Below are 21,576 nucleotides of genomic sequence, written 5' to 3'. Positions count from 1 at the left end.
ATTGCCAAATCTAGTTCTAAAGTATAGCGTTTACTGAGTTTAGCCACACCTGTTGCTGCCACTGTTCGAACTTTACTTCCTTGGGGATTGAGGCATTAGCAGGGCTGGTTGAAGGCAATATGGCGATTTCATACGCTGCAAAGAAGGCTGGGTTATTTTTCAGTAAGTGGCGTTTGAAGGATTGATAAGCTTTTTGTCCGTTGAAGTAAAGCTTTGAAATGTTTGGGTACTGTGAAAGCAAACCGAGCAGATCGTTGGCTTGTTCTGTGCCTGCGACAATCTTTGAGTCTAAGCTGCCTTGCCGCTCACAGTGTTGTAATACGTCCCATAACGCAACGCCAAAGCGCTTCAACATCGCCACGCGTTCTGCATACGCGTCTGGTACAGGCTGGTCTAATACCGCAGCTGGAATTTTCCAGAACAGATTGTGAGGGTGTGCGTAATACTGTTGCTCGTCCAGAGATGCTTGGCCTGGCATAGAACCGAGTACCAGTGTGGTTGCCTGTTCATCCACTATTGGCGCGAAACTTTTTAGTAAGGGGTTACAGGGCTTCATTTGGGTTTTCAATATCGAATAAGTACGCCCACTCTTGATCTCGTCCCATGGCGTCGACCATTTGAACTTTCAGCACCCACTGCATGCGTTCATCGGTACATAAGGGCACGACGACGTGGTTTTGCCATGTATTATCCGGCAATTTTCTCAGCGGGTATTCGTAGACACCTAGGTACATGTCTCGTCCTTCAAGTACGAGCGTGACGGCTTGAGCATTTTGAACCGCTTTTGGTAATTCCAACGTAGTATTAATACGTCGATTCAAACGTATGCCGTCTTCAAATTGGATGGTTGCACCGTTAAAGCGTTTCGGCGTTTCCTGTAAATAGCAGGCACCAGTGTCTAAATTACAAGGTCCTAATGCCTCTGGCAGTGGGTCTTCCGAGTGAATCATTTTAACGATAGCCGCTACACCAAACACAGACACAAATGCGCCAGCGTAAAACAGCAGCTCAACTTTGCTGAAAAATTTCATAAGTCAGAGTTTCTTTGATCGAGTATTTAGTCTGTTACGTATTTTACCCTGTAACAGACCATATGAGCATTGAAGAGTTCGCGTTGCACTGGAAATTCTTTTTATGATGAAGGGCAAAATGGCGGCTGACGGACTTTGCTAGACCTTCGCTATGAAGATAAACAGCGGAGCGATCATCGGTCTATAAAGAGTGTCAATATTGCAGAATTATGCATTTCCTCTTATATATTTGTTAAATTGAGAAATCTAATAGCAACTATTTAGGGCCATGATGTGCATTGATGGTGCTTTTGTATATATTGGTATGTAAACAGGTGTCCTCATAGGAGTAGGTGTGATGACGATAAGAAGGGTACAACCCATTGATTTAGAACCATTGGTAGAGCTTTGGGAAATGGTCTTTCCCGATGATCCGTCCCACAATGCACCACGCTCTATGTTACCCACGAAACTGGATGTTGATGATCTGATTTTAGTGGCTTGGGAAGAAGGCAAGTTAATTGGTGCCTGTATGCTTGGCTATGACGGTCACCGTGGCTGGCTGTATGCCGTCGCTGTACACCCAGATTACCGTCGTAAAGGTGTCGGGACAAATTTGATTAATGCTTCGTTTCAGACACTGCAATCTCTTGGTTGTATTAAAGTGAATTTGCAGGTACGCGAGGTGAACAACCCTGAACTGATTGCTTTCTATGAATCTTTGGGATTTGAAGTAGAAAAACGTATTAGTATGGGTAAATTAATTGACGGATAGTGACGGCCCCTGAAAGATTTTTGTGTCTCGTCTTGAAATACGCTGACACAAAAGGAGGGCCCGACCGTTAAGATCTGCTTTATCTGCTTCTTCAAAAACGCGATAACCCTATCTGAAATCCCATTATCATGGCTGTTGCTTGCCTTCTCATTTCAATGGCTTAGTTTTCTTTGACATTGTGATTACTCGATCGCTGAGCTAAATACCGTGACTTTTCCTCTCTGTCTTATTCTACATGTGTAGTAGAAGCGCATAATTTTGACGTTTTTAGTATACATCCACACGTTTAAACACGATTACACTAAGTGTACTAGCACAAATGTTATACAGATTTTCTTTCTTATATCGTTTTGTACTTAAACAAAGAAGCAATGCTCTGTCGAAATGCTGATCAAAGCTGAACGCATTATTCCCAGAATAAGACAGAGAGTCCTTGTCTGGTTTTAAAAAAATTAAAACGCCAGAGCATACGAATTTAACTATCTTGCAGGTAACGAAAAGATGACTTCTATTGAGCAAATCAAATCCGCACGCGCCAGTGCGCTTTCTATGACTCAAAACGGTGCGCCTAAAGCGACTAGCAACCAGTTTTTTGGTGTCGGTCCTATCACGGATATGACTCAGAATGAAGTTGATGCACGTCAATTACGCTTTGAATTTGATGCTTGGATAGAAGAAAACTATCCAAAACTGGATGACAAAGGTAACCGTATTGGCAGTTTCACAACGGCTGAACTTGGTCGTGGTATGCACCGTGGTTACCCTGCAGATAAAGTTCTTAATGACATGATGCGTGAAATCCACCGTTACTTTGGTTTCCCTAAAGCCAACAGCATGGCGGTAGGTCTTGGTGGTGGTCACAGTGGCTTTACGGCTGCGGCGCTTCACTTGATGACAGCAAACGATCCGTCACAAATCGTGTTTGTTGATACGCCTAAGCCTGAATCAGAAGAAGGCAAAGCTGGCGGTTTCTTCCGTCAATCTTGGGGTACTCAGCTAACAGAACTTCAACGTTATGCAACCAACGGTGACGAAAGCCGTATCCTTTTCGCAGAAGGCGAAGGCGCGATTCCTAGCGCATCTTTCCTACAAGAGAAAGGCGTTAAGTTGTTCTTTGGCGTTGGTCACGAAACAACGGGTGCAACCACTTACACAGAGCAAGAAATCCGCAACCTTCTAGAATGGGTTGACGCAAACCCAGAAGAACACCACGCGGTAATCGACGCGACATCTCTTCTAGGTGCGATGCCTTGGTCAAAAGAGCTAGTAGATGGCGTGTTGACAAAATGTAACATGTTCATGCCGTTCCAAAAGGCCATCGGTGGTATCTCTGGTTACTTCATCGTCTCTCTGACTAAACCAGCACTTGCGCGTATCAATGCGAACCAAAAAGATCCAGCATGGGCGATTCCTCGTCAGTTGAAAATTGCTGTGCCACGTGATGCAAAAGCACCTCTATCAAGCGAAAAAACCACAGATCTTGGCCCTATCTACGACGCTGAAAAAGATCAAATGCTGGGTGGTATCATTAACACATTCAGTACGCTTGCGTTTGCTGAAACCACTTTCGCTGTACTACGCAACGAGCGCATGATCGGTGACGTTTACACACTGAACGCACGCTCTGCGCAAAACCGTGTGCTAGTAAACGAGTGGATTGCCAACAACGACCTATTTGAATTGGGTGTAGAAAACTCTGATTCTCGTGGTGCAGCGGTTACCCTTCTGAAAGTAACTGACCAAGACATCACAGATGCAGACGTACACAACCGTATCATCGTGAAATCTAAGCAAATGCTAGGTTACGAAGGTATTACTCACACTGATGGTACGCATGAGAAAGGCCTAGACGTTGCGCGTTACGTGAACGCATTCCCAGGTTCTCCAGGCGACTACCGTGCTTGGATCGGTGGCATCCGTCCAACGACTGACATTACCGCACTACTAGACAACATCCAGTACTGCTACCTACGTGCGAAAAACGCTGTCCTAGAAGAAATTCTAGCGGAGCAAGGTGAGTCTTTCGAAAGCGCTGTTTCTGCATCAAACGCTGCTGACGTTCGTGTAGACGACGCTAACCGCGCTTACAAAGTACTAATCGCTGACCTAGTTGGCATGGTATTCAATGCAGATGGCGAAGCCGATTGCAGTGAAGTGGCAGCCTACATTAAGTCTCAAGGCGGTGAATTCCACTTCGGTTCTGTTTCTGAAGCGGGCGATCTTGCGAAAGGCAAAGTACATTTCTTCTACCAGCCAAGCCTAAGCCGTGAAGACGAGCTACTAGCGGAAACGGGTGAAGGCCAATACGATGCTGTGATCGCTGCGGCAACTTTCTTCCCAGCTGAATCTAAATTCGAGCTAGGTGGCGTACGCATTGGTGCGGGTACGGGTAACATGGGTTCTGCGAGCTGGGGCGGCGGTAACGGTGAAGGTGGTGTCGCACCACTGATGAACACGCCAAGCTTCAACTCTCGTGCAACAGCACAAGCCGCAATGAAAGCACTGCTTAAAGTGCTTCCAGATCTTCAAGTAAGCGCAATGCACGATCGTGTTGTGGCTGGTGACTTCGACACAGGTAAGAACCTTGCTGAATTCCCAACCACTAAGCTTGAAGGCAAGAAACTTGCTGTTGTTGGTTACGGTAACATCGGTCGTGAAGTTGCGAAACTGGGTGCAGCATTCGGTATGAATGTATCGGTATACGCGCGTCCTGCTCATCAGCAGTGGATCGAATCTGAAGGGTTCACATTCGCGTCTAGCATCGTTGAAGCAGCGCAAGACGCTGATGTTCTTAGCCCACATACTGGCCTAGGTGCATTCAATGCTGACACTGGCAAGTTTGCTAACTCTGACATCATCAATGCAGAAGTATTCTCTGCGATGAACCAAGGTGCCGTACTAGTAAACTACGACCGCGGTGAAGTGGTTGATATCGAAGCGCTTGATGCAGCATTAGCAAGCGGCCAAATCCGCTACGCAGCCATCGATGCCGATCTATTTAAAGATCCAGAGACTGGCGAATTGTCTGGTCCTATGGTTCCATACCGTAACATTTACGAAAAACACGTCGGTAAGATGGAGCTTCTACCACACGCTGCAGCAGATACTGAGCACGTTTCACGTGTGGAAGGTGCTAAGCAAGCTGTTGATCAACTTCTATCGGTTATCCAGTACGGTAAAGTTGTGAATCTAAAAGGCGATCTACCAGCTGGCTTCACAGATGGCGGCGCTAAAACAGTAAACGGTGTGGGTAAAGTGAACTCTAGCTCGGTTGCGAACTTATCTGCTGAGCAGATCAAGCAACTTGCAGACAGTGCAACACAATTGGCGGCTTACTGGGGCGCAATTAACGCAACAGAAGATGCAGACAAGCGTGCGGCATTGATTGCAGAGTACACAGAGATGATGGTATTGAACTCTAATATCTACGGTACGCTACTTGCACAAAATGGTCTTCAAGGTCCATTTGGAAAATAATTGCTATTAGTCAGTTCCAATAGATAGCTCGATAAGCCGCATCAACGCCGTGACGTAAGTCCTGCTGATGCGGCTTTTTTATATTTTATGCCGCTAGGAAAATGAGGGGAATAGAGTTGCATTCAGTTGATAAAGATTCCGCAGTTGCTATTTTTGAAGCCGCCATTGATGCGGTCGCAGGGTACAGTGCAACGTATCGAGCTGTATCGGGATTTGACGGATTTAAGCCAGATCAAATAATTGCTGTAGGTAAGGCCGCGAGCGGCATGTGTGCCGGAGCGCTGGCGGCCTCAAATCCAGAGTGTCCAGCTCTGCTGGTGACCAAATACGATCACACCGATCAGACCATGTGGGCGGCACCTAATGTGACGGTGATCGAATCGGCGCATCCTGTGCCAGATCAGCATTCATTGGATGCAGGCAAAGAAATGCTGGCGACAGTCGATGCTATGGCGCCTGATAGCAAGCTATTGTTGCTTGTTTCAGGGGGAACGTCGGCTCTATCAGAAGCCTTACCTGATGATGTGTCATTAGCAGATTGGCAGCAATTGACAGACCAAATGCTGGCGGCCGGTTATAACATTGGTCAAATCAATGCGCGCCGCAAAGAAACCTCGCTAATCAAAGACGGTAAGCTGCTGTTGAACTTTAAAGGTGCGGAAGTGCGCGTCTTAGCGATTTCGGACGTAGAGGGCGACAGCATTGCAACCATTGGCTCAGGAACGGGTGATACCAAGCGCTGTCCGACGAAGTCGAGCGTTGACCTGATTGCAACCAACGAAGTAGCGCGTACCGCGGCGGCAACAAAAGCCAAAGCGCTAGGCTTTACCGTCAATGATAACCAAGAGTGTCTTTACGATGATGTACTTGTGTTATCGGAGCGTATCGGTCAAGAGTTAGCGAAAGCAACGCCTGGCGTGTACATCTACGGTGGCGAACCGACGGTAAAATTGCCAGAGAATCCTGGTAGTGGCGGTCGTAACCAAGCGTTAGCCTTAGGTTTGGCACAGCATATTGTCGGCCGTGATGACATACTGATTTTGGTTGCAGGTACCGATGGCAGTGATGGTCCAACCGATGCAGCTGGCGGTATTGTGGACGGTTCGACAGCCGTAAACGTAGAGCAAGTGCGTGATGCGCTTAAACGCGCTGATGCGGGGACGTATCTACGAGAGCATGATGGCATCTTTATTACGGGTCCAACCAACACCAATGTTATGGATGTGGTAATTGCGATTGTGCGCTAGTTATTACTAGTTTTTATAGCGCGTTTTCACGGTTAAAAAATAGGGGAAGCGGCTGTGGATTTGAGCAGCTTCTCTTGTTTCGAGCCGGCCACTCATTCTATAGAGACTGCGTAACGTGATGAGACAGTGTGCTGCGAGCGCACTATCCTTTGCGAAGGGTTTTATCTACAATATCGCTACTTCTAATGTTGAGATGACAATGTCGAATACAGTCGCTTCAGGTTTGCGTAAATACGGACGCTGGGTATTATTTGCCTGGATGCTGTCCTTGCTGGGACCCTTAGTGGTGCCAACGCAGCCAGTTGTGCAAGATGACTATGTCGTTCTGCGTGTATGTACTTTAATGAACGGCGTACAGTTCATTAAAGTACCGCTTTCCGAATATTCAGACAGTAAAGTGAAAGACCACATTGGCCAATTACATGCCAGTTGTAAATGTGGTTTGAATGTCGATCATCTGTCTATTCTGGCCGTTGATTTTCCTCTGCCAGACATGAATTTTGCACCAGCTCGCTGGGCAATCTCCCTTAATGGGCACGTTCTCGCGACTTTCGATGCTCATTATTCTCCTCGAGCCCCTCCTAATTTGGTTATTTAAATCATCCGTTACATATCAATACGCGTAAAAAACTAATACCCAATTTCTAGGAGGGCGATTTATGCCTGTTAAACAGTTTGTTTCATCGGTTGCATTGTTAGCGGCAGCATCCGTGTCTAGCTTGGCAATGGCCAGCACTATTGAATTGTCCGACCCCGCCGTACGAGCAATGCCGCCGGGCGCGCCAGCCAGTGGTGCTTACGTGACGCTGACCAATCATTCTGATCAAGAACGTTTTTTGGTGGGTGTGGAAAGTGACGCAGCGGACACGGTTGAGATCCACATCAGTAAAATGGAAGGCGACACTATGGTTATGGAGCGTGTGCCGCACGTTGCTGTACCAGCACATGGGCAAGCGATGCTAAAGCCTGGTGGTTACCACATCATGATGATTGGCTTAGAAAAACCCTTTAAAGCCGGCGATCAAGTCGCGTTTACCTTGGTAATGAAAAATGGTGAACGCATTCCTATGCAAGCACCGGTGATGTCCCCAGAGCAAATGGCGAGCTATATGCCAGCGGGTATGTCGATGAAACACATGGACCATTCAACGATGAAGCATGATGACATGAAGAGTCATGAGGGTCATAAGATGAAAGATAAAGATGAGCACAGCGCACATCATTAATCGATTGGCGGAGGCTGAGCTTAGCCGCTAGCCTCCGCCAGCAACGCGCGTTATCATTTGGTTCTATCTTTGTGACCCTGTGAAGGAATCGACCATGAGCCGCCACTTTATTCTAGGCTACGGCAGCCTTATCAGCTCAGAAAGCCGTGCTAAAACGGGTGAAACAGGCCAAGTGTGGCCAGTAAAGTTACTCGGCTATGAACGATCGTGGGCGGTGATGTCTACGGCTCTAGGAATGAGCTCTGTAGCGGTGATGAAAGCGGAAGCGAAAGCCTGTAATGGCGTGCTAATCGAAGTGGAAGAAGATCAGTTTCCACTATTTGATGAGCGTGAACAGGGCTATCAGCGTGCACAACTTGAGCGCCATCAATTACAGTCTTATCACCAAGAAACGTTACCAGAAGGTACCTATTGGGTATACCATACGCAGCAAGTGGTAGAGCCGTGTCATGTGTACCCGATTGTTTTGAGTTATGTGGATGTCATTCTAGCGGGATGCTTAGAGCATGGCGCGGCTTTCACTGATGATTTTTTATCGCTTACCAAAGGCTGGCATGCGCCACTGGTGAACGATCGCCGGACACCGATTTATCCTCGGGCCCAACTAGACCTTTCGACTGAGCGTTTGAACCATTTATTAGCGCCAGTCTCGAACCTGACCTTACATGAGCTATCTCGATCCTATGACTCTTAATTCCCCTAGCTTACTGCTAGAGCGCAACGCATCTCACTTCACTGGCAAGGTATTATTCGCCAACCCAGAAGACGCTTACCCACATAATTTAAGCAAAGACGCAACGGTCTATGCTTGGTGTCAGTCGCGTACAGTGTTCGACCTTCTGACTCGACTGGGGATGGGCGAAGACGTTTTACACTTTGGTCACCAGTGGGATGATACCAAGGCGAATGAATTTGACCACGTCATTATTTATCAGCCGAAAGCGAAAGAGCTATTAGATTATCTTCTCGCGGTCACGTTACCTTTGTTGAAGCAAGGTGGCTGTGTTTGGCTAGTGGGCGATAATAAAAGTGGTGTGAAGTCTTCTATGAAGCGCTTGGTGGCGCCGCTTGAAGAAGTGGGCAAAGTTGAAAGTGCCAAGCACTGTTTGCTGTTTAGCGGGCGTAAACTGGGTGAAGCGACGCCCTTTGTATTTGATAAATGGGTCAAACGCTGGGATCAAGACGTGGCAGGGCAGACGTTCACCTTGTGTAGCATTCCTGGCGTGTTTGGCCATGGGAAAGCCGACAAAGGCACGACATTGCTGCTGGAACAGTTGTCGCAGCATCGTTTTATGAGTGATGTTGCCAATGCGCGCTTGCTTGATTTTGGTTGTGGTGACGGCATTATCAGTATGTGGTTACACCAAAAAACGGGCGCCAATATTTCTGCATTGGATGACTCGGCTTTGGCGTTGAAAGCCACCGAGTTGACGTTTGCGGCCAATGACGCAAGTGCCGCGCTGACGCTGATTGCATCGAATGGCTTGGATAATGTGAAAGGCCGGTTTAATTATGTGATTACCAATCCGCCATTCCACTCAGGCGTTCATACCGACTACTCCATCGCAGAGCGTTTCTTTATCGGTGTGAAACAGCATTTGACCTTAAACGGCGAACTGTTCGTAGTTGCGAATGATTTCTTACGTTACCCGCCATTGATCGATGCTTCGTTAGGTAAGCATCAAAAGCTTCATAAAGCGCAGGGTTTTGTGATTTATCATGCTCGTCAGATCAAGAAATAAGCGATACAGCGTCCAATGCGTTAGTTCTTGTTAATTAGAAAAGCACAATCCAGTTTGGTGATTGTGCTTTTTCAGTTGGATCGATTATTACAGCCAATTGTTGGCATAGATGGAGTCGTCGGTCGTTGGGTTAGTGGGGAGTCCGGCAAAAATCGCTATGCGATTATGCGTCATGTGTTAGAAGATGGCTTTTGCATGAGCTGAACAGATCCAGTTGTTGGCTTTTGGCACGAGTCTGGATGCCATATAAGCCTAAAATAGAGTGGAATAAATTGTCGTGAGAAAGTGCTGTTTCACTTGCTTTCTTTGACACACACGCTTTATCAATCCCCTTACTGTGTGCGTATTGTTCGGGTAGCCAAAGTAGCCATGGCACGTGGGTTTGCTCTTTGGGTGCTATGGCATAAGGCGTACCATGAAGATATAGGCCACTTTCGCCTAATGATTCTCCATGATCGGATATGTACGATAGGGCAATGTTGTACTGTGACTGAAAGGGTTTAAGTGTCTCAATGGTCTTGGCGATGAAATAGTCTGTGTAGGCAATGGTATTGTCATACACGTTCCGAATTGCCTCATCGGTGCAATTTTCGATATCACTTTGATTACAGCTAGGCGAGAAAATTTCCATCGAATGAGGGTAGCGTTGCCAATAAGTCGGACCGTGGCTTCCCATCGTGTGCAGCACGACAAATTTGTTTTGTGGCGCTGACTCAATAAACGCTTTCATTGGTGCAATTAAGCTTTCATCGTAGCAGTAATCCTTTTGACAAAAAGGGCTGACTTGAGAAATAGCATTCATCGTGCTGCTTGTCCGAGCAACACCTTTATCGCCCCCGTCATTTTCAATCCATAACGTCTCGACACCGGCTTTCCTGATCACGTCGACAAGGCTATCTCGGCTTTGAGCACGTGCTTTTTCAAAATCATTTTGACCCAAATCGGAAAACATACAAGGTACTGACCGAGCGGTGTAGGTGCCACATGATGTTACATCTGTAAATGAAATGAGGGGATCGACCATAGTGTAAGGATTAGTATTACGCTCATAGCCATTATATGAAAAATTTTTTGCCCTAGCGGTTTCTCCTAAGATGAGTACCACAAGAGTTGGTTTAGCATTTTGGCTGGTGGCAATCTGGGCATCGTCACCTAACGAGACGTAAGGAAGTGGGGCTGTAAAATAGGTCTTATTTAGGTACTTTATCGAGTTAAAAAACTGAGCCGGAATGATCATTCCTCCTAAATAATGGTTATTACGACCAATGGATGCATAGTTTTTATATTCCGTTGAAAGAACGCATCCGATGCCAATGATACCGATTAAAAAAACACCTAAGCGTGGTTTAAATTGTCCCCAGATGCCTTTCGGATACTCAATCTTAACGAAGCCAATGAATAAACTAGGGAGGATGCCGTACATCATAATAAAAAGTACCGAGCTCAGGCTAATGTAGGTACTCAATTCATTTTGATTGGTTTCAAAGACATTTTCCATCATGCTCACACCCAGTAAAATGTGGTACTGCTCAACTCCATACATGGCAATCGCTGATGTGAGTGTTAGGAAAATCATGAACGGTTTAAACACGTAAGGAAGCGAAACCACGGTAAACAGAAACGCCAGTAAGCAAAATAATAGAATGGGAGCGGTATAAGGGAATATCGCAAGATTACTGTCAGCGGCCAGTTGAAATAGCTTGTCTAATAATGCTCTGTTCAATACTAACGAGTAATACAAGGATAACAGAAGAATTAAGTGTTGAATTTTAATAGAGGGCCTTGCGGATAGAATGCGTCTCACAGATAACAGCCTTAAACATTATTTTAAGCATCGCAATATATGTGGCAATTCTTAACAGTAGCTTAAGTGCTGATTGTTTACTGTACTCTTGCTTGTTTTGGGAGTTGTTCATTCGTCAGACTCATGTCATCTTAGTTTACAACGTTAATTATTAAGGAAAGGGCATGAACTTTTTGACGAGTTTGTCAGAATCCATCATTCACTGGGGGGCGCTAATATTTTTGTGTGCTTTGGTTGTAGGGTGTGTGTACATCGCTTTTATGTACTGGGTTGATGTTAGCCAAACTAAACATACGATACGCCGAAATTATCCTGTCATTGGCCGCATGCGCTATACCCTTGAGCACATGGGAGAGTTTTTTCGCCAATACTTCTTTGCCTTTGACCGTGATGAGCGGCCGTTTGATCGTGCTGAGCGTTCTTGGGTTTACCGTGCTGCAAAACACGAAGACACCACAACGGCCTTTGGCTCGACACGCTCGTTAGAAACTCCTGGCGATATTTTCTTTGTCAGCAGCGTGTTCCCTAAATTGAAAGAAGAAGCGGTTAAGCCAGCAGAAGTTTGTATCGGTGAGCACACCGCGCGTCATCCCTACCGAGCGTCGTCCTTAGTGAATATTTCTGGCATGAGTTATGGAGCATTGTCTAAGCCTGCCGTGAGGGCCTTGTCTAAGGGGGCAAAGCAAGCCGGTATATGGATGAATACTGGCGAGGGCGGTCTATCGCCTTATCATCTTGAAGGCGGCTGCGACATTGTCTTTCAAATTGGTACTGCAAAATACGGCGTACAAGACGAACAGGGGCATTTGGACGATGATCGTCTACTGAAAGTCGCCTCTCATGAACAAGTGAAAATGATCGAGATTAAGCTGTCTCAGGGCGCGAAGCCTGGTAAAGGTGGCATGCTACCAGGTGCCAAGGTGACAGCAGAGATTGCTGAGGTCCGTCATATCAAAGAGGGTGAAGATTCGATCAGCCCAAATCGACACGTCGACATTTCTTGTACCGATGATTTGCTTGACATGATTCACCATGTGCGTGAATTAACCGGCAAACCTACGGGTATCAAGATGGTCGTCGGTGATTTGAGCTTTTTTGATGAGTTCTTCTCTCGCATTCATCAGCGTGGTTTGGAGTATGCGCCCGACTTCATTACTTTGGACAGTGCTGATGGCGGTACGGGTGCAGCCCCGCAAACATTGATCGATTATGTAGGTGTAACCATCCGTGAGAGCTTGCCTGAAGTCGTCAATCGTGTGACATCTTATGGTTTGCGTTCGCGTATCAAAATTATTGCAACAGGCAAATTAATTACGCCAGGCAAAGCAGCTTGGGCTTTGGCGATGGGCGCAGATTTTGTGGTCAGTGCTCGTGGTTTCTTATTCTCATTAGGCTGTATTCAAGCGCTGAAATGTAACCATAATACGTGTCCTACAGGGATTACTACGCACGATACTGAGCTGCAAAAAGGGCTGGTACCGGAAGAAAAATCCGTCCGTGTTGCAAACTACGCCAGTGAAATAGCGTACAGCATTGGTTTGATTGCTCATGCTTGTGGTGTGAGTGAAGCGCGTCAGCTTAATCGTAAGCATGTACGAATGATTCAAGATCAAAGTCATTCTGTTTGTTACGACGATGTGAATCCGTTGCCAAAAGAAAACGCTAACCGACATGAGACGGATGCATTTTAACGTCTCTATCGATCTATAAAAAATTGAGTAATACACTCGCCGCCACAGACAAGCATTAAGGTTAACGTATGCTTGTCTGTGGCGTATCCGTTAGCCTTTTCTACGCCATGCATGATAACGCTCTAACCATTTCATGATGGCCTTAGGCGCGTGGGCTTTTTTCCATTCTCCAGCGGCATACTTATTTGCTTCAGCCCAGGTTGGATAAGCATGAATGGTGCCCAATACTTTGTTTAGACCCAGTCCATGTTTCATCGCTAGAACAAACTCTGGCAGCATTTCTCCCGCCTGTTCAGCCACAATCGTAACACCTAAGATACGGTCTTTGTTGGGCTCGGTGAGTACCTTGATAAAACCGGTAGCTTGGCTTTCAGTAATGGCGCGATCTAAATCAGACACATCGTAAACCGTTACTTCATAGTCAATGTTCTGAGCGTTGGCGTCGGCTTCGTTCAGTCCCACACGAGCCACTTGAGGCTCAACAAAAGTGACCGCAGGAATCACACGATAATCGGCTTTAAAGCGTTTTAGCTGGCCAAATAGGGCGTTTACGCTGGCATACCAAGCTTGGTGTGCTGCTACATGCGTTAATTGGTATGGCCCTGCGACATCGCCCGCAGCCAAAATGTTTGGATACAAGGTTTCTAAAAACGCATTCGTCTCGATGGTTCGTTCGCAAGGGATGCCCAGCTCTTCTAGGCCAAAGCCTTTTAAGCGTGCTTGGCGACCTAACGCTAGCAGCACATAGTCAAAATCGATACGACTTTCCTTACCCTTCTCAGAAGCGTAGACGCTGGCTTGGCCATCTTCAAAAACGAAGTGCGTGGCGTGTGTTTGTAACCGTATATCGATGCCTTCGGCCGTTAGCGTATCTTTGACTAAGCTGCTGACATCTTTGTCCTCTCTTGATAGCAAAGACTCACTTTTTTCCAATAACGTGACTTGGCTACCAAGACGCTGCAGTGCTTGGGACAATTCACAGCCAATGGGACCTCCGCCTAGAACTAATAAACGCTTAGGTGGTGTTTCTAAGTCCTTAAATGTTTGCCAAAGAGTATCGCTGGTGACGTACGGAACGTCATCTAAGCCTTTCATTTCAGGCACAAAAGGTCGAGCTCCGGTAGCGATGACGATGCTGCGACTGGTTAGTGTGTCCTCACTTCCATCAGGGGAAGTAATGCGAACGGTCCAAGGGTCTATCAGCTTAGCGTGGCCTTGACGCACATCGACACCGAGATGGGTATAACGCTCAATGCTATCGTGTGGTTCAATTTGGCTGATTACGTCCTGCACGCGAGCCATAACGGTTTTAAACGAGAACTCTGGTGTGGCATTGGTTAAGCCGTAACGCTCGGCATAACGCATCTGGTGCGCTACTTTGGCACTTTTGATCAAGGTTTTACTCGGGACACAGCCAAAATTCAGGCAATCGCCTCCCATATGTTGTTGTTCTATAAGGGTGACTTTTGCTTTTACCGTAGCTGCAATGTAGGCGCTTACTAACCCCGCGGCACCGCCACCTAAAACAATTAGGTTACGATCGAAATGCTTTGGTGGTTGATGCTGCTCGTACACTCGACGTTTTTTGATGAAGCCCAGTAGCAGTTTTGCTATCCAAGGAAAAATACCCAATAGAGCGAACGAAGCAAGTAGGCTGGGAGAAACAATACTGCCAAGGCTATCAATCTGCGCCAGCTGTGTGCCAGCGTTCACGTACACGGCTGTGCCTGCCAACATGCCGATTTGAGACACCCAGTAAAATGTCCAAGTCTTGATCGGGGTTAAGCCCATGAGTAAGTTGATTAAAAAGAAAGGGAAAACCGGAACCAAACGAAGTGTGAATAAGTAAAATCCTCCATCTTTTTCAACGCCTTGGTTGATCGCTTTTAGGCGTTGATGAAAGCGTTCTTGCACCCAGTCACGTAAAAAGAAACGTGCGCCAATGAATGCCAGTGTGGCGCCTAATGTGCTGGCAAAGGAAATAATCGCCAGACCCCAAGCTAAACCAAATAGGGCTCCGCCAGCCAGCGTTAGCAAGGTTGCACCCGGGATGGACAGCGCTGTCATCAACACATACAGCACAAAGAAAACGAGGGTGACTAAAATAGGCTGTTGATCTCGCCAGTCCTGAAATTGCGCTAGGTTTTGCTGCATCGAAGTGAGCGTAAGATAGTCACCAAATAGAGTAAAAAGGATCCCCCCTATTAGTAGAACAGTGCAGGCCAAAACGATTTTCTTCATAAGATTCTACCTAGAAAAATAAGGTGATGATGTGACTTAAAGGCTGTCTTTTTATTAGACGACATTGCTTAAAAATTATTACATCACGAAAAAATTAAATTAATTATGTTTAACGAGTGGCTTTGCGCGTGCGCCCTAAAAATTAGTTTGTTGTAAATTAGCGGTTTATCGGTGCACATTCTGCTCAAATTCTTAACAAACAGGGAATAGTGTTGCTGAGCTTTTACATTTTGTGAAAATAGTTTCTACTCTAAATATATTCGTCTTCACTTTTATCTTTTCACAAGGAGTGTATTTGTACCATGATTCTTTTAACCGTACTGTTTAGTGTAATCGGTATTGCGTTATCTGCCGGTGGGATTTGGCTCTTAGCGCTCGGTGGAAGCCCTTACTATTTGATTGCTGGCCTAATGTTTATCGTCGTCGGCGTGACGCTCAAGCGTCGTCGAGTGCTGGCCAATTCTGTTTACGCATTGTTATTACTGGGGACAATGGCGTGGGCGCTTTGGGAGTCAGGACTAAACTGGTGGCCGCTGGCGAGTCGAATGGGGCTTTGGTTAGTGATGGCCGTGCCTTTACTTATTTTCGTTCGTCGCCAAGGCGTGCGTGCTAATGCACTGTTACTGCCCGTGTGGGCTATTTGTGGTGCGATTACGTTAAGTCCACTGGCGATGGAAGACTCTACTGCCGTTAAAGGCACGATGGCAAATACAGTCATTGATGAAGATGCCAATACCGGTCTTGAAGGGCAAGACGAATGGTTGGCTTATGGTCGCAGTAATTTGGGGCAACGCTTTTCACCTGCGAATCAAATTACCGTCGATAATGTCTCAGACCTTGAATTGGCATGGGAATATCAAACGGGCGATACTAAAGGCCCAAAAGATGTCACGGAAACCACCTATCAAGCAACACCACTCAAAATTGGCAATGCTCTGTACCTTTGTACACCTCACAACTGGTTGATTGCACTGGACGCCGACACGGGTAAAGAACTTTGGAAGTACGATGCCAAAGTTCCAGCAGAGAGTCAGCGTCAACATCAGACGTGTCGTGGTGTTTCGTATTTGCCTCCAAGTAATCCAAATACAAAAAATATCGCGATGAAAATGACGCAGCCTTCTGAGGACTTAGCGCCGGTTCAGTGTGATGCTCAATTATTTATGCCAACATCGGATGCGCGTTTGTTAGCGTTTGATCCGATGACAGGGGCGCTGTGTAAGAACTTTGCAGACGCAGGCACATTAGACCTAATGCATAACATGCCTTACAAGCAGTCGGGCTATTACTATTCCACTTCGCCGCCGTTAGTAGCCAATGGCAAAGTGGTCGTCGCTGGCGCTGTGAATGATAATTATGCGGTTAACTCGCCATCGGGTGTGATCCGTGGTTACGATGTGAAAACCGGTGAACTGAAGTGGAATTGGGATGCGGGCCACCCTGAGGACACGACACCTATCGGTGCAGATGAAACGTATGCAGTTAGCTCACCAAATAGCTGGTCGGTAGCAAGTGCAGACGAAGAGCTTGGCCTCGCTTACTTCCCGATGGGCAACCGCACACCTGATCAATTAGGGATGTATCGTTCTCCAGCGGATGAAAAATACTCGACGTCTGTTGTGGCGTTGAGTCTTGAGACAGGACAAGCACAATGGGTGCAACAATTTGTGCATCATGATTTATGGGACATGGATACACCAGCACAGCCCGTCTTGATTGACTTGGACACCGACGATGGCAAACAGCCAGCATTGGTGGTGCCAACCAAGCAGGGTGATGTATATGTGCTGAACCGTGCAACAGGTGAACCGATCTTTCCAATTACGGAAGAACCTGCGCCGCAGGGGGCGATCCCTGGTGACTTCAGTGCACCAACGCAACCGACGTCAGCGGTGACGTTTAAACCTGATCCGCTGACGGAAGCCAAAATGTGGGGAGCGACACCTATCGACCAAATGTTGTGTCGTATTGAATTCAACAGTTTGAATTACGAAGGTCGTTACACGCCGCCGTCTGAAAAAGGCACCTTGGTGTATCCCGGTAACTTTGGTGTGTTCAATTGGGGCAGTGTGGCGGTCGACCCTAAACGCCAAGTGATGTTTGGTATGCCATTATACTTAGCGTTTACGTCTAAGTTGGTGGCGAAAGAAGGCCAAGATTTGGGTGAAACGAACCAAGGTGAACAGGGCCTTAACGAAAATGCAGGCGCGGCTTATGCGGTGGAAATGGGGCCGTTCTTGTCGCCTATCGGCGTACCATGTCAGCAACCGCCATGGGGTTATGTTGCTGGGGTTGATTTACGCACAGGTAAAACGGCATGGCAGCATAAAAACGGTACCATTGAGGATTTAACACCGCTGAAATTACCGATCAAAATCGGCGTGCCAGGTATCGGCGGACCGATTATCACAGACAGCGGTGTCGCATTCATGGCCGCAAGTGTGGATAACTATTTACGTGCCTACAATGTCAAAACCGGTGCTCAGCTATGGGAAACACGTTTGCCGGCAGGTGGCCAAGCGACCCCTATGACGTATTTGAATAGTCAAGGCGAGCAAATGGTCATACAAGTAGCTGGTGGCCACGGCTCACTGGGCACGACAATCGGGGATTATGTTGTGGCTTATAAATTGCCGTAATCGAAACCGTATTATATCAGATCGCTAAGCCCAGCCTCGCTGGGCTTTTTTATTTCTTTTAGTTTCTTAATTTTAGAGGATGTGGATTTTTAGTTATAACGAAACGATGCCATAAAAGTACGATTTAATATTGGCGAGTGCTGTAAGAATTTCCTATCATGCCCGCCTAACCGTAGCCAAAAGCTACGATCTCCAAGAAATTAAGCTGGAAACAACAGTTATTATGAGCAAACCAACCCCTGTGGCATTGCTGCCACTGATTCTCTTTTTGACGCTTTTCGTTGGCAGTGGCCTGTGGTACCAAAGCCAAGACGTTGATTTTGCGTTCTATCAAATTCAAGCACCTGTGGCGATTTTGCCAGCTTTGGTATTGGCTATTTTGCTAAGCCGTGGCGCTTTGAATGACCGTATTGAAACCTTTATGAAAGGTGTGGGTGATCCCACTATCATCACGATGGTGTTGATTTACTTGTTGGCGGGTGCCTTTGCGAGTGTGGCAAAAGCCATTGGCGGGGTCGATGCGACGGTGAACTTTGGTTTAAGTATTATCCCTCCGAGCTTCATCTTACCTGGGATCTTCATCATTACCGCTTTTGTGGCGACGTCGATGGGGACTTCGATGGGGACAATCGCAGCGATTGCACCGATTGCAATTGGTGTGGCGGATGCCGCCGATTTGCCATTGCTCACGACGGTGGGTGCTGTGGTGGGTGGCGCGATGTTTGGTGATAACTTGTCGATTATTTCCGATACGACAATAGCCGCAACGCGTACACAAGGTTGTGAAATGCGCGATAAATTCCGTATGAACTTTAAAATTGCATTGCCTGCTGCGTTATTGGTGTTGGTATGGCTCTTTTTCCAAGGCTCACAGGCACAGGTCGAAGATTTGCAGGACTTTGATATCTGGTTAGTCTTACCTTATGTAGCGGTTCTAGTGTTGGCTGTGCTCGGTGTTAACGTACTGTTGGTGTTATTTTCAGGCATTGTGCTGGCTGGAGTTATTGGCTTGCTAACGATGGCGGATTACAGTGTGGCAAGCTTGTCGAAAGATATTTACTCAGGCTACACCGGCATGCAGGAAATCATGATTCTATCGTTGTTGATTGGCGGTTTGGGTGGTCTGATGAAATCCCAAGGTGGCTTGGACTGGATCGTGCAAACGATTGAGTCGATCAGCCGTCGATTGGGTGCTAAAGAAGGCTCCCAGAGAGCGGGCGAATTGAGTATTAGTGCGTCGGTTGCGCTTACAAACTTATGTACAGCAAATAACACGGTCGCTATTTTGATCAACGGCTCCGTTGCAAAAGACGTGGCGACTCGATATGGCGTGGATCCTCGCCGTAGTGCGAGCTTACTGGATATCTTCTCTTGTGTGATTCAAGGCCTGATACCTTACGGCGCGCAAATCCTATTGGCGTCTTCATTGGCAGGTATCTCACCTATTGAATTGATTACACATGTCCAGTACAGCTGGATTTTGGCGCTGGTTGCATTGACTTCGATTCTAGTGGGTTGGCCTAAACCAAAGTCGCTATAGGTATTTAAAGCGCAAAAAAACCGCTTGCAGTAACGTTGACTGCAAGCGGTTTTTTATGACTGTCATCTCGACCTATTTTAGGGCGATGGCCGATGATGACTGTCAAACACCATTATTTTGAATAAGCACCGGATGCGCTGCGCTCAGATAATGAACCTTCTGCATAGTCTGCAATGGCTTCACCTTGCTTCTTCCAAAGCGCTTGCTCTTCAGCCGTCGCTTTTGGCGAGAACACACCAATTTGTGCGTAGATCAGACCCAATACAGGGGAGATCCAACAAGCGAAAGCTAATGGAATGTACAAAAGGTTTTCAAAGTTGCCGTCGCCAATCGTCAAGCCCAATGCGCCGATAACAAAAGCACCACCCGCGTTCCATGGGACAAGAGGTGATACCAGTGTACCGCCTTCTTCGATTGCTCGAGATAAGTTCAATGTGGAGTATTTCATGCCACGATAAACCGGCGCGTACATACGACCAGGCAGTGCGATTGATAGGTACGGGTCACCCGCGACAAGGTTAGTCGCGACAGACGTAAGTGTTGCAGACGTTTGAATGCCACGGAATGAATCTACTTTTGACATAATAGCTGCGATGATGGCTTCTAGACAGCGTGTTTTTTCGAGCGCGCCACCAAAACCAAGGGCAATCAAGATCAACGAAATCGTCCACATCATGGACTGGACACCACCACGATTTAATAGACTGTTGATGGCATCAGAAGATGTTTGGATAGAGTAACCACTGTTCGCATACGTTAACACGTCATGTACGCCAGCACCTTGAGTGATCATGGCCACAGCAGCACCCGTTAGTACACCTGCAAAAAGCGATGGAATAGGCGGCATACGCTTCACTGCTAACACAATAACAACCAATGCGGGAGCCAGTAACCATGCTGAGATTTCGAAGTTATTTTGCAGTGATGTAGTGATGGCGGTAATGCGTTCAAATGATCCATTATCATTATCGATCATAGTGAAACCTGCAATGAGGTAAATCACTAAGGCGATCAACATAGACGGCACAGTCGTTGGCATCATGTTCTTGATGTGAGAGAACACATCCGTACCGGTTACGGCAGGTGCTAAGTTAGTAGTATCAGAAAGTGGCGATACTTTGTCACCGAAGAAGGCACCTGAGACAACGGCACCAGCGGTCCAGTACATAGGGATTTCAAACCCCGCACCGATCCCCATGAGTGCTAGACCAACCGTACCAACCGTACCCCAAGAGGTACCTAAAGAAAGCGATACCACGGCACACAAGATCATCGCGGCGGCTAAGAAAATCTGAGGCGTTAATAATGTTAGTCCGTAGTAAATCAGCGTAGGTACAGTACCCGATGCGATCCAGACACCAACGATCATACCCACTAAGATCAATACAGAAACCGAAGGCATGGACACGTGAATAACGTGAAAAATACCTTCTTCAATATCTTTCCAGCGCAGTCCAAGTTTAATACCGACCAGTGCCGTGATCGCTAAACCGATGGCTAAAGGAATGTGCGGTGTGAAATCACCAAAATAGAATATTTGAACGCCGAGTATCGCCAGCGTCAGAATAACGGGGATAAGCGCTAGCGATAAGCTAGGCATTTGTGCCGTTCTAGTAGATGAATTTGATGACATGTTATGTTCCTGTTTTCTTGTGTTGTGCCGTTTTTATGAAGGTTCAGTAAACAGCCTAAGTTTAGTAGGTCATAAAGTTTTAGCAGGATAAATTCAGCAAATCACAAACAACTCGTAATACTTTGTATGAACAATGTGACGCTAAAAATCGGTTAATTCCGGCCGAATGTCACCTGTAATACACCAAGTATGCGTTTAAACATGAGGTTTGAAGCGAATGGTTGAGTCAATTAGGCGAGGCTTGAAGGGGAAAGAGAAAGCGTCATGCACCAATGTAAGTCAACTGTCAGGGCGACACGCTAAGCCCCGTGTAGGAATGGCCATGCGAATAGCTTCTTGTGTGAGTGGGCTGCTCTTAATGTGCGCACAATCCGTCGGCGAAGGCGATTTTTTGAGGCATTGGTCTATGGACAGGGGCTTTAATTGAGTAATCAACTTGTATGCTCTGTCACCCTTGGATGCGATCCATTGACCTACTTGTAATATATGTGGGTTGCCTGTTTACAAGTGGTCTATTTGTTTACATTCTGTTTATAAGTAACCAATAAGGC

At 46.7% G+C, this 21,576-nt stretch carries 15 protein-coding genes; 10 read left to right on the top strand and 5 right to left on the bottom strand.

All coding sequences use genetic code 11. The features are described 5' to 3' along the window. Window positions 1-16: 16 nt before the first annotated feature. Together ACPUEK_RS01740 and ACPUEK_RS01735 are read right to left on the bottom strand one after the other, a co-directional pair. Window positions 17-556, bottom strand: a complete 540-nt coding sequence (locus ACPUEK_RS01740; RefSeq protein ID WP_425642101.1) for a DNA-deoxyinosine glycosylase — start codon at window positions 554-556, stop codon at window positions 17-19. Then, on the bottom strand, window positions 543-1,031 hold the full coding sequence (locus tag ACPUEK_RS01735) for a hypothetical protein (RefSeq protein WP_067215963.1): 489 nt from the start codon (window positions 1,029-1,031) through the stop codon (window positions 543-545). Before ACPUEK_RS01735 ends, ACPUEK_RS01740 begins: the two co-directional genes overlap by 14 nt. A 337-nt stretch (window positions 1,032-1,368) precedes the next feature. Here ACPUEK_RS01735 and ACPUEK_RS01730 point away from each other — a divergent pair, with 337 nt between their 5' ends. The 7 genes from ACPUEK_RS01730 to ACPUEK_RS01700 all read left to right on the top strand — a co-directional run bounded on the left by ACPUEK_RS01730 (window position 1,369) and on the right by ACPUEK_RS01700 (window position 9,477). Continuing rightward, window positions 1,369-1,785, top strand: a complete 417-nt coding sequence (locus ACPUEK_RS01730; RefSeq protein ID WP_067038567.1) for a GNAT family acetyltransferase — start codon at window positions 1,369-1,371, stop codon at window positions 1,783-1,785. A 501-nt stretch (window positions 1,786-2,286) separates the two neighbouring features. Next, window positions 2,287-5,262 (top strand): NAD(P)-dependent oxidoreductase, encoded by a 2,976-nt coding sequence (locus tag ACPUEK_RS01725; RefSeq protein WP_425642099.1) that lies wholly within the window; start codon window positions 2,287-2,289, stop codon window positions 5,260-5,262. A gap of 116 nt (window positions 5,263-5,378) precedes the next feature. Next, window positions 5,379-6,509: a DUF4147 domain-containing protein gene (locus ACPUEK_RS01720; RefSeq protein ID WP_425642097.1), complete on the top strand. Its 1,131-nt coding sequence runs from the start codon at window positions 5,379-5,381 to the stop codon at window positions 6,507-6,509. A gap of 199 nt (window positions 6,510-6,708) precedes the next feature. Beyond that, window positions 6,709-7,107 carry a hypothetical protein gene (locus ACPUEK_RS01715; protein ID WP_067215954.1) on the top strand — a complete coding sequence of 133 codons (399 nt, stop codon included), beginning with the start codon at window positions 6,709-6,711 and terminating at the stop codon, window positions 7,105-7,107. 61 nt (window positions 7,108-7,168) lie between these two features. Further along, a complete protein-coding gene (locus ACPUEK_RS01710; RefSeq protein WP_425642096.1) occupies window positions 7,169-7,735 on the top strand; it encodes a copper chaperone PCu(A)C in 567 nt (188 codons plus the stop codon). A 94-nt stretch (window positions 7,736-7,829) separates the two neighbouring features. Beyond that, the gene (locus ACPUEK_RS01705; RefSeq protein ID WP_425642094.1) at window positions 7,830-8,429 is read left to right on the top strand and encodes a gamma-glutamylcyclotransferase family protein; all 600 of its coding nucleotides are present in this window, start codon (window positions 7,830-7,832) and stop codon (window positions 8,427-8,429) included. After that, entirely contained in the window at window positions 8,419-9,477 is a 1,059-nt protein-coding gene (locus tag ACPUEK_RS01700; RefSeq protein ID WP_425642092.1) for a methyltransferase, read from the top strand. Before ACPUEK_RS01705 ends, ACPUEK_RS01700 begins: the two co-directional genes overlap by 11 nt. A 163-nt stretch (window positions 9,478-9,640) precedes the next feature. Here ACPUEK_RS01700 and ACPUEK_RS01695 read toward each other — a convergent pair whose 3' ends face one another. Further along, on the bottom strand, window positions 9,641-11,281 hold the full coding sequence (locus tag ACPUEK_RS01695; protein ID WP_425642090.1) for a phosphoethanolamine transferase: 1,641 nt from the start codon (window positions 11,279-11,281) through the stop codon (window positions 9,641-9,643). Between the two features lie 164 nt (window positions 11,282-11,445). Here ACPUEK_RS01695 and ACPUEK_RS01690 point away from each other — a divergent pair, with 164 nt between their 5' ends. Further along, window positions 11,446-12,972 carry an FMN-binding glutamate synthase family protein gene (locus ACPUEK_RS01690; protein ID WP_425642089.1) on the top strand — a complete coding sequence of 509 codons (1,527 nt, stop codon included), beginning with the start codon at window positions 11,446-11,448 and terminating at the stop codon, window positions 12,970-12,972. Between the two features lie 90 nt (window positions 12,973-13,062). Here ACPUEK_RS01690 and ACPUEK_RS01685 read toward each other — a convergent pair whose 3' ends face one another. After that, the gene (locus ACPUEK_RS01685; RefSeq protein WP_425642088.1) at window positions 13,063-15,213 is read right to left on the bottom strand and encodes an FAD-dependent oxidoreductase; all 2,151 of its coding nucleotides are present in this window, start codon (window positions 15,211-15,213) and stop codon (window positions 13,063-13,065) included. Window positions 15,214-15,515: 302 nt separating this feature from the next. On the opposite strand from ACPUEK_RS01685, the gene ACPUEK_RS01680 reads away from it, so the two are divergent. Continuing rightward, window positions 15,516-17,852 (top strand): glucose/quinate/shikimate family membrane-bound PQQ-dependent dehydrogenase, encoded by a 2,337-nt coding sequence (locus tag ACPUEK_RS01680; protein ID WP_425642087.1) that lies wholly within the window; start codon window positions 15,516-15,518, stop codon window positions 17,850-17,852. A 223-nt stretch (window positions 17,853-18,075) separates the two neighbouring features. Next, the gene (locus tag ACPUEK_RS01675) at window positions 18,076-19,392 is read left to right on the top strand and encodes a Na+/H+ antiporter NhaC family protein (RefSeq protein WP_067216121.1); all 1,317 of its coding nucleotides are present in this window, start codon (window positions 18,076-18,078) and stop codon (window positions 19,390-19,392) included. Between the two features lie 112 nt (window positions 19,393-19,504). Here the strand turns inward: ACPUEK_RS01675 and nhaC are convergent, their stop codons facing one another. Continuing rightward, entirely contained in the window at window positions 19,505-21,025 is a 1,521-nt protein-coding gene (gene nhaC / locus ACPUEK_RS01670; protein ID WP_067215927.1) for a Na+/H+ antiporter NhaC, read from the bottom strand. Window positions 21,026-21,576 lie beyond the last annotated feature (551 nt).

It is taken from the genome of Marinomonas gallaica (genome assembly GCF_049821165.1).
Taxonomy (GTDB): Bacteria; Pseudomonadota; Gammaproteobacteria; order Pseudomonadales; family Marinomonadaceae; genus Marinomonas; species Marinomonas gallaica.
The sequence above is the reverse complement of the archived record's forward strand: the minus strand, read 5'-3'. Positions and strand labels throughout refer to the sequence as shown.

Excerpts from the sequence above, each read along its gene's own strand:
- ACPUEK_RS01730 (WP_067038567.1), top strand. The coding sequence starts at position 1,369 with ATGACGATAAGAAGGGTACAACCCATTGATTTAGAACCATTGGTAGAG.
- ACPUEK_RS01680 (WP_425642087.1), top strand. The coding sequence starts at position 15,516 with ATGATTCTTTTAACCGTACTGTTTAGTGTAATCGGTATTGCGTTATCT.
- ACPUEK_RS01690 (WP_425642089.1), top strand. The coding sequence starts at position 11,446 with ATGAACTTTTTGACGAGTTTGTCAGAATCCATCATTCACTGGGGGGCG.
- nhaC (WP_067215927.1), bottom strand. The coding sequence starts at position 21,025 with ATGTCATCAAATTCATCTACTAGAACGGCACAAATGCCTAGCTTATCG.
- ACPUEK_RS01735 (WP_067215963.1), bottom strand. The coding sequence starts at position 1,031 with ATGAAATTTTTCAGCAAAGTTGAGCTGCTGTTTTACGCTGGCGCATTT.
- ACPUEK_RS01675 (WP_067216121.1), top strand. The coding sequence starts at position 18,076 with ATGAGCAAACCAACCCCTGTGGCATTGCTGCCACTGATTCTCTTTTTG.
- ACPUEK_RS01725 (WP_425642099.1), top strand. The coding sequence starts at position 2,287 with ATGACTTCTATTGAGCAAATCAAATCCGCACGCGCCAGTGCGCTTTCT.
- ACPUEK_RS01685 (WP_425642088.1), bottom strand. The coding sequence starts at position 15,213 with ATGAAGAAAATCGTTTTGGCCTGCACTGTTCTACTAATAGGGGGGATC.
- ACPUEK_RS01700 (WP_425642092.1), top strand. The coding sequence starts at position 8,419 with ATGACTCTTAATTCCCCTAGCTTACTGCTAGAGCGCAACGCATCTCAC.
- ACPUEK_RS01740 (WP_425642101.1), bottom strand. The coding sequence starts at position 556 with ATGAAGCCCTGTAACCCCTTACTAAAAAGTTTCGCGCCAATAGTGGAT.
- ACPUEK_RS01710 (WP_425642096.1), top strand. The coding sequence starts at position 7,169 with ATGCCTGTTAAACAGTTTGTTTCATCGGTTGCATTGTTAGCGGCAGCA.
- ACPUEK_RS01715 (WP_067215954.1), top strand. The coding sequence starts at position 6,709 with ATGTCGAATACAGTCGCTTCAGGTTTGCGTAAATACGGACGCTGGGTA.
- ACPUEK_RS01705 (WP_425642094.1), top strand. The coding sequence starts at position 7,830 with ATGAGCCGCCACTTTATTCTAGGCTACGGCAGCCTTATCAGCTCAGAA.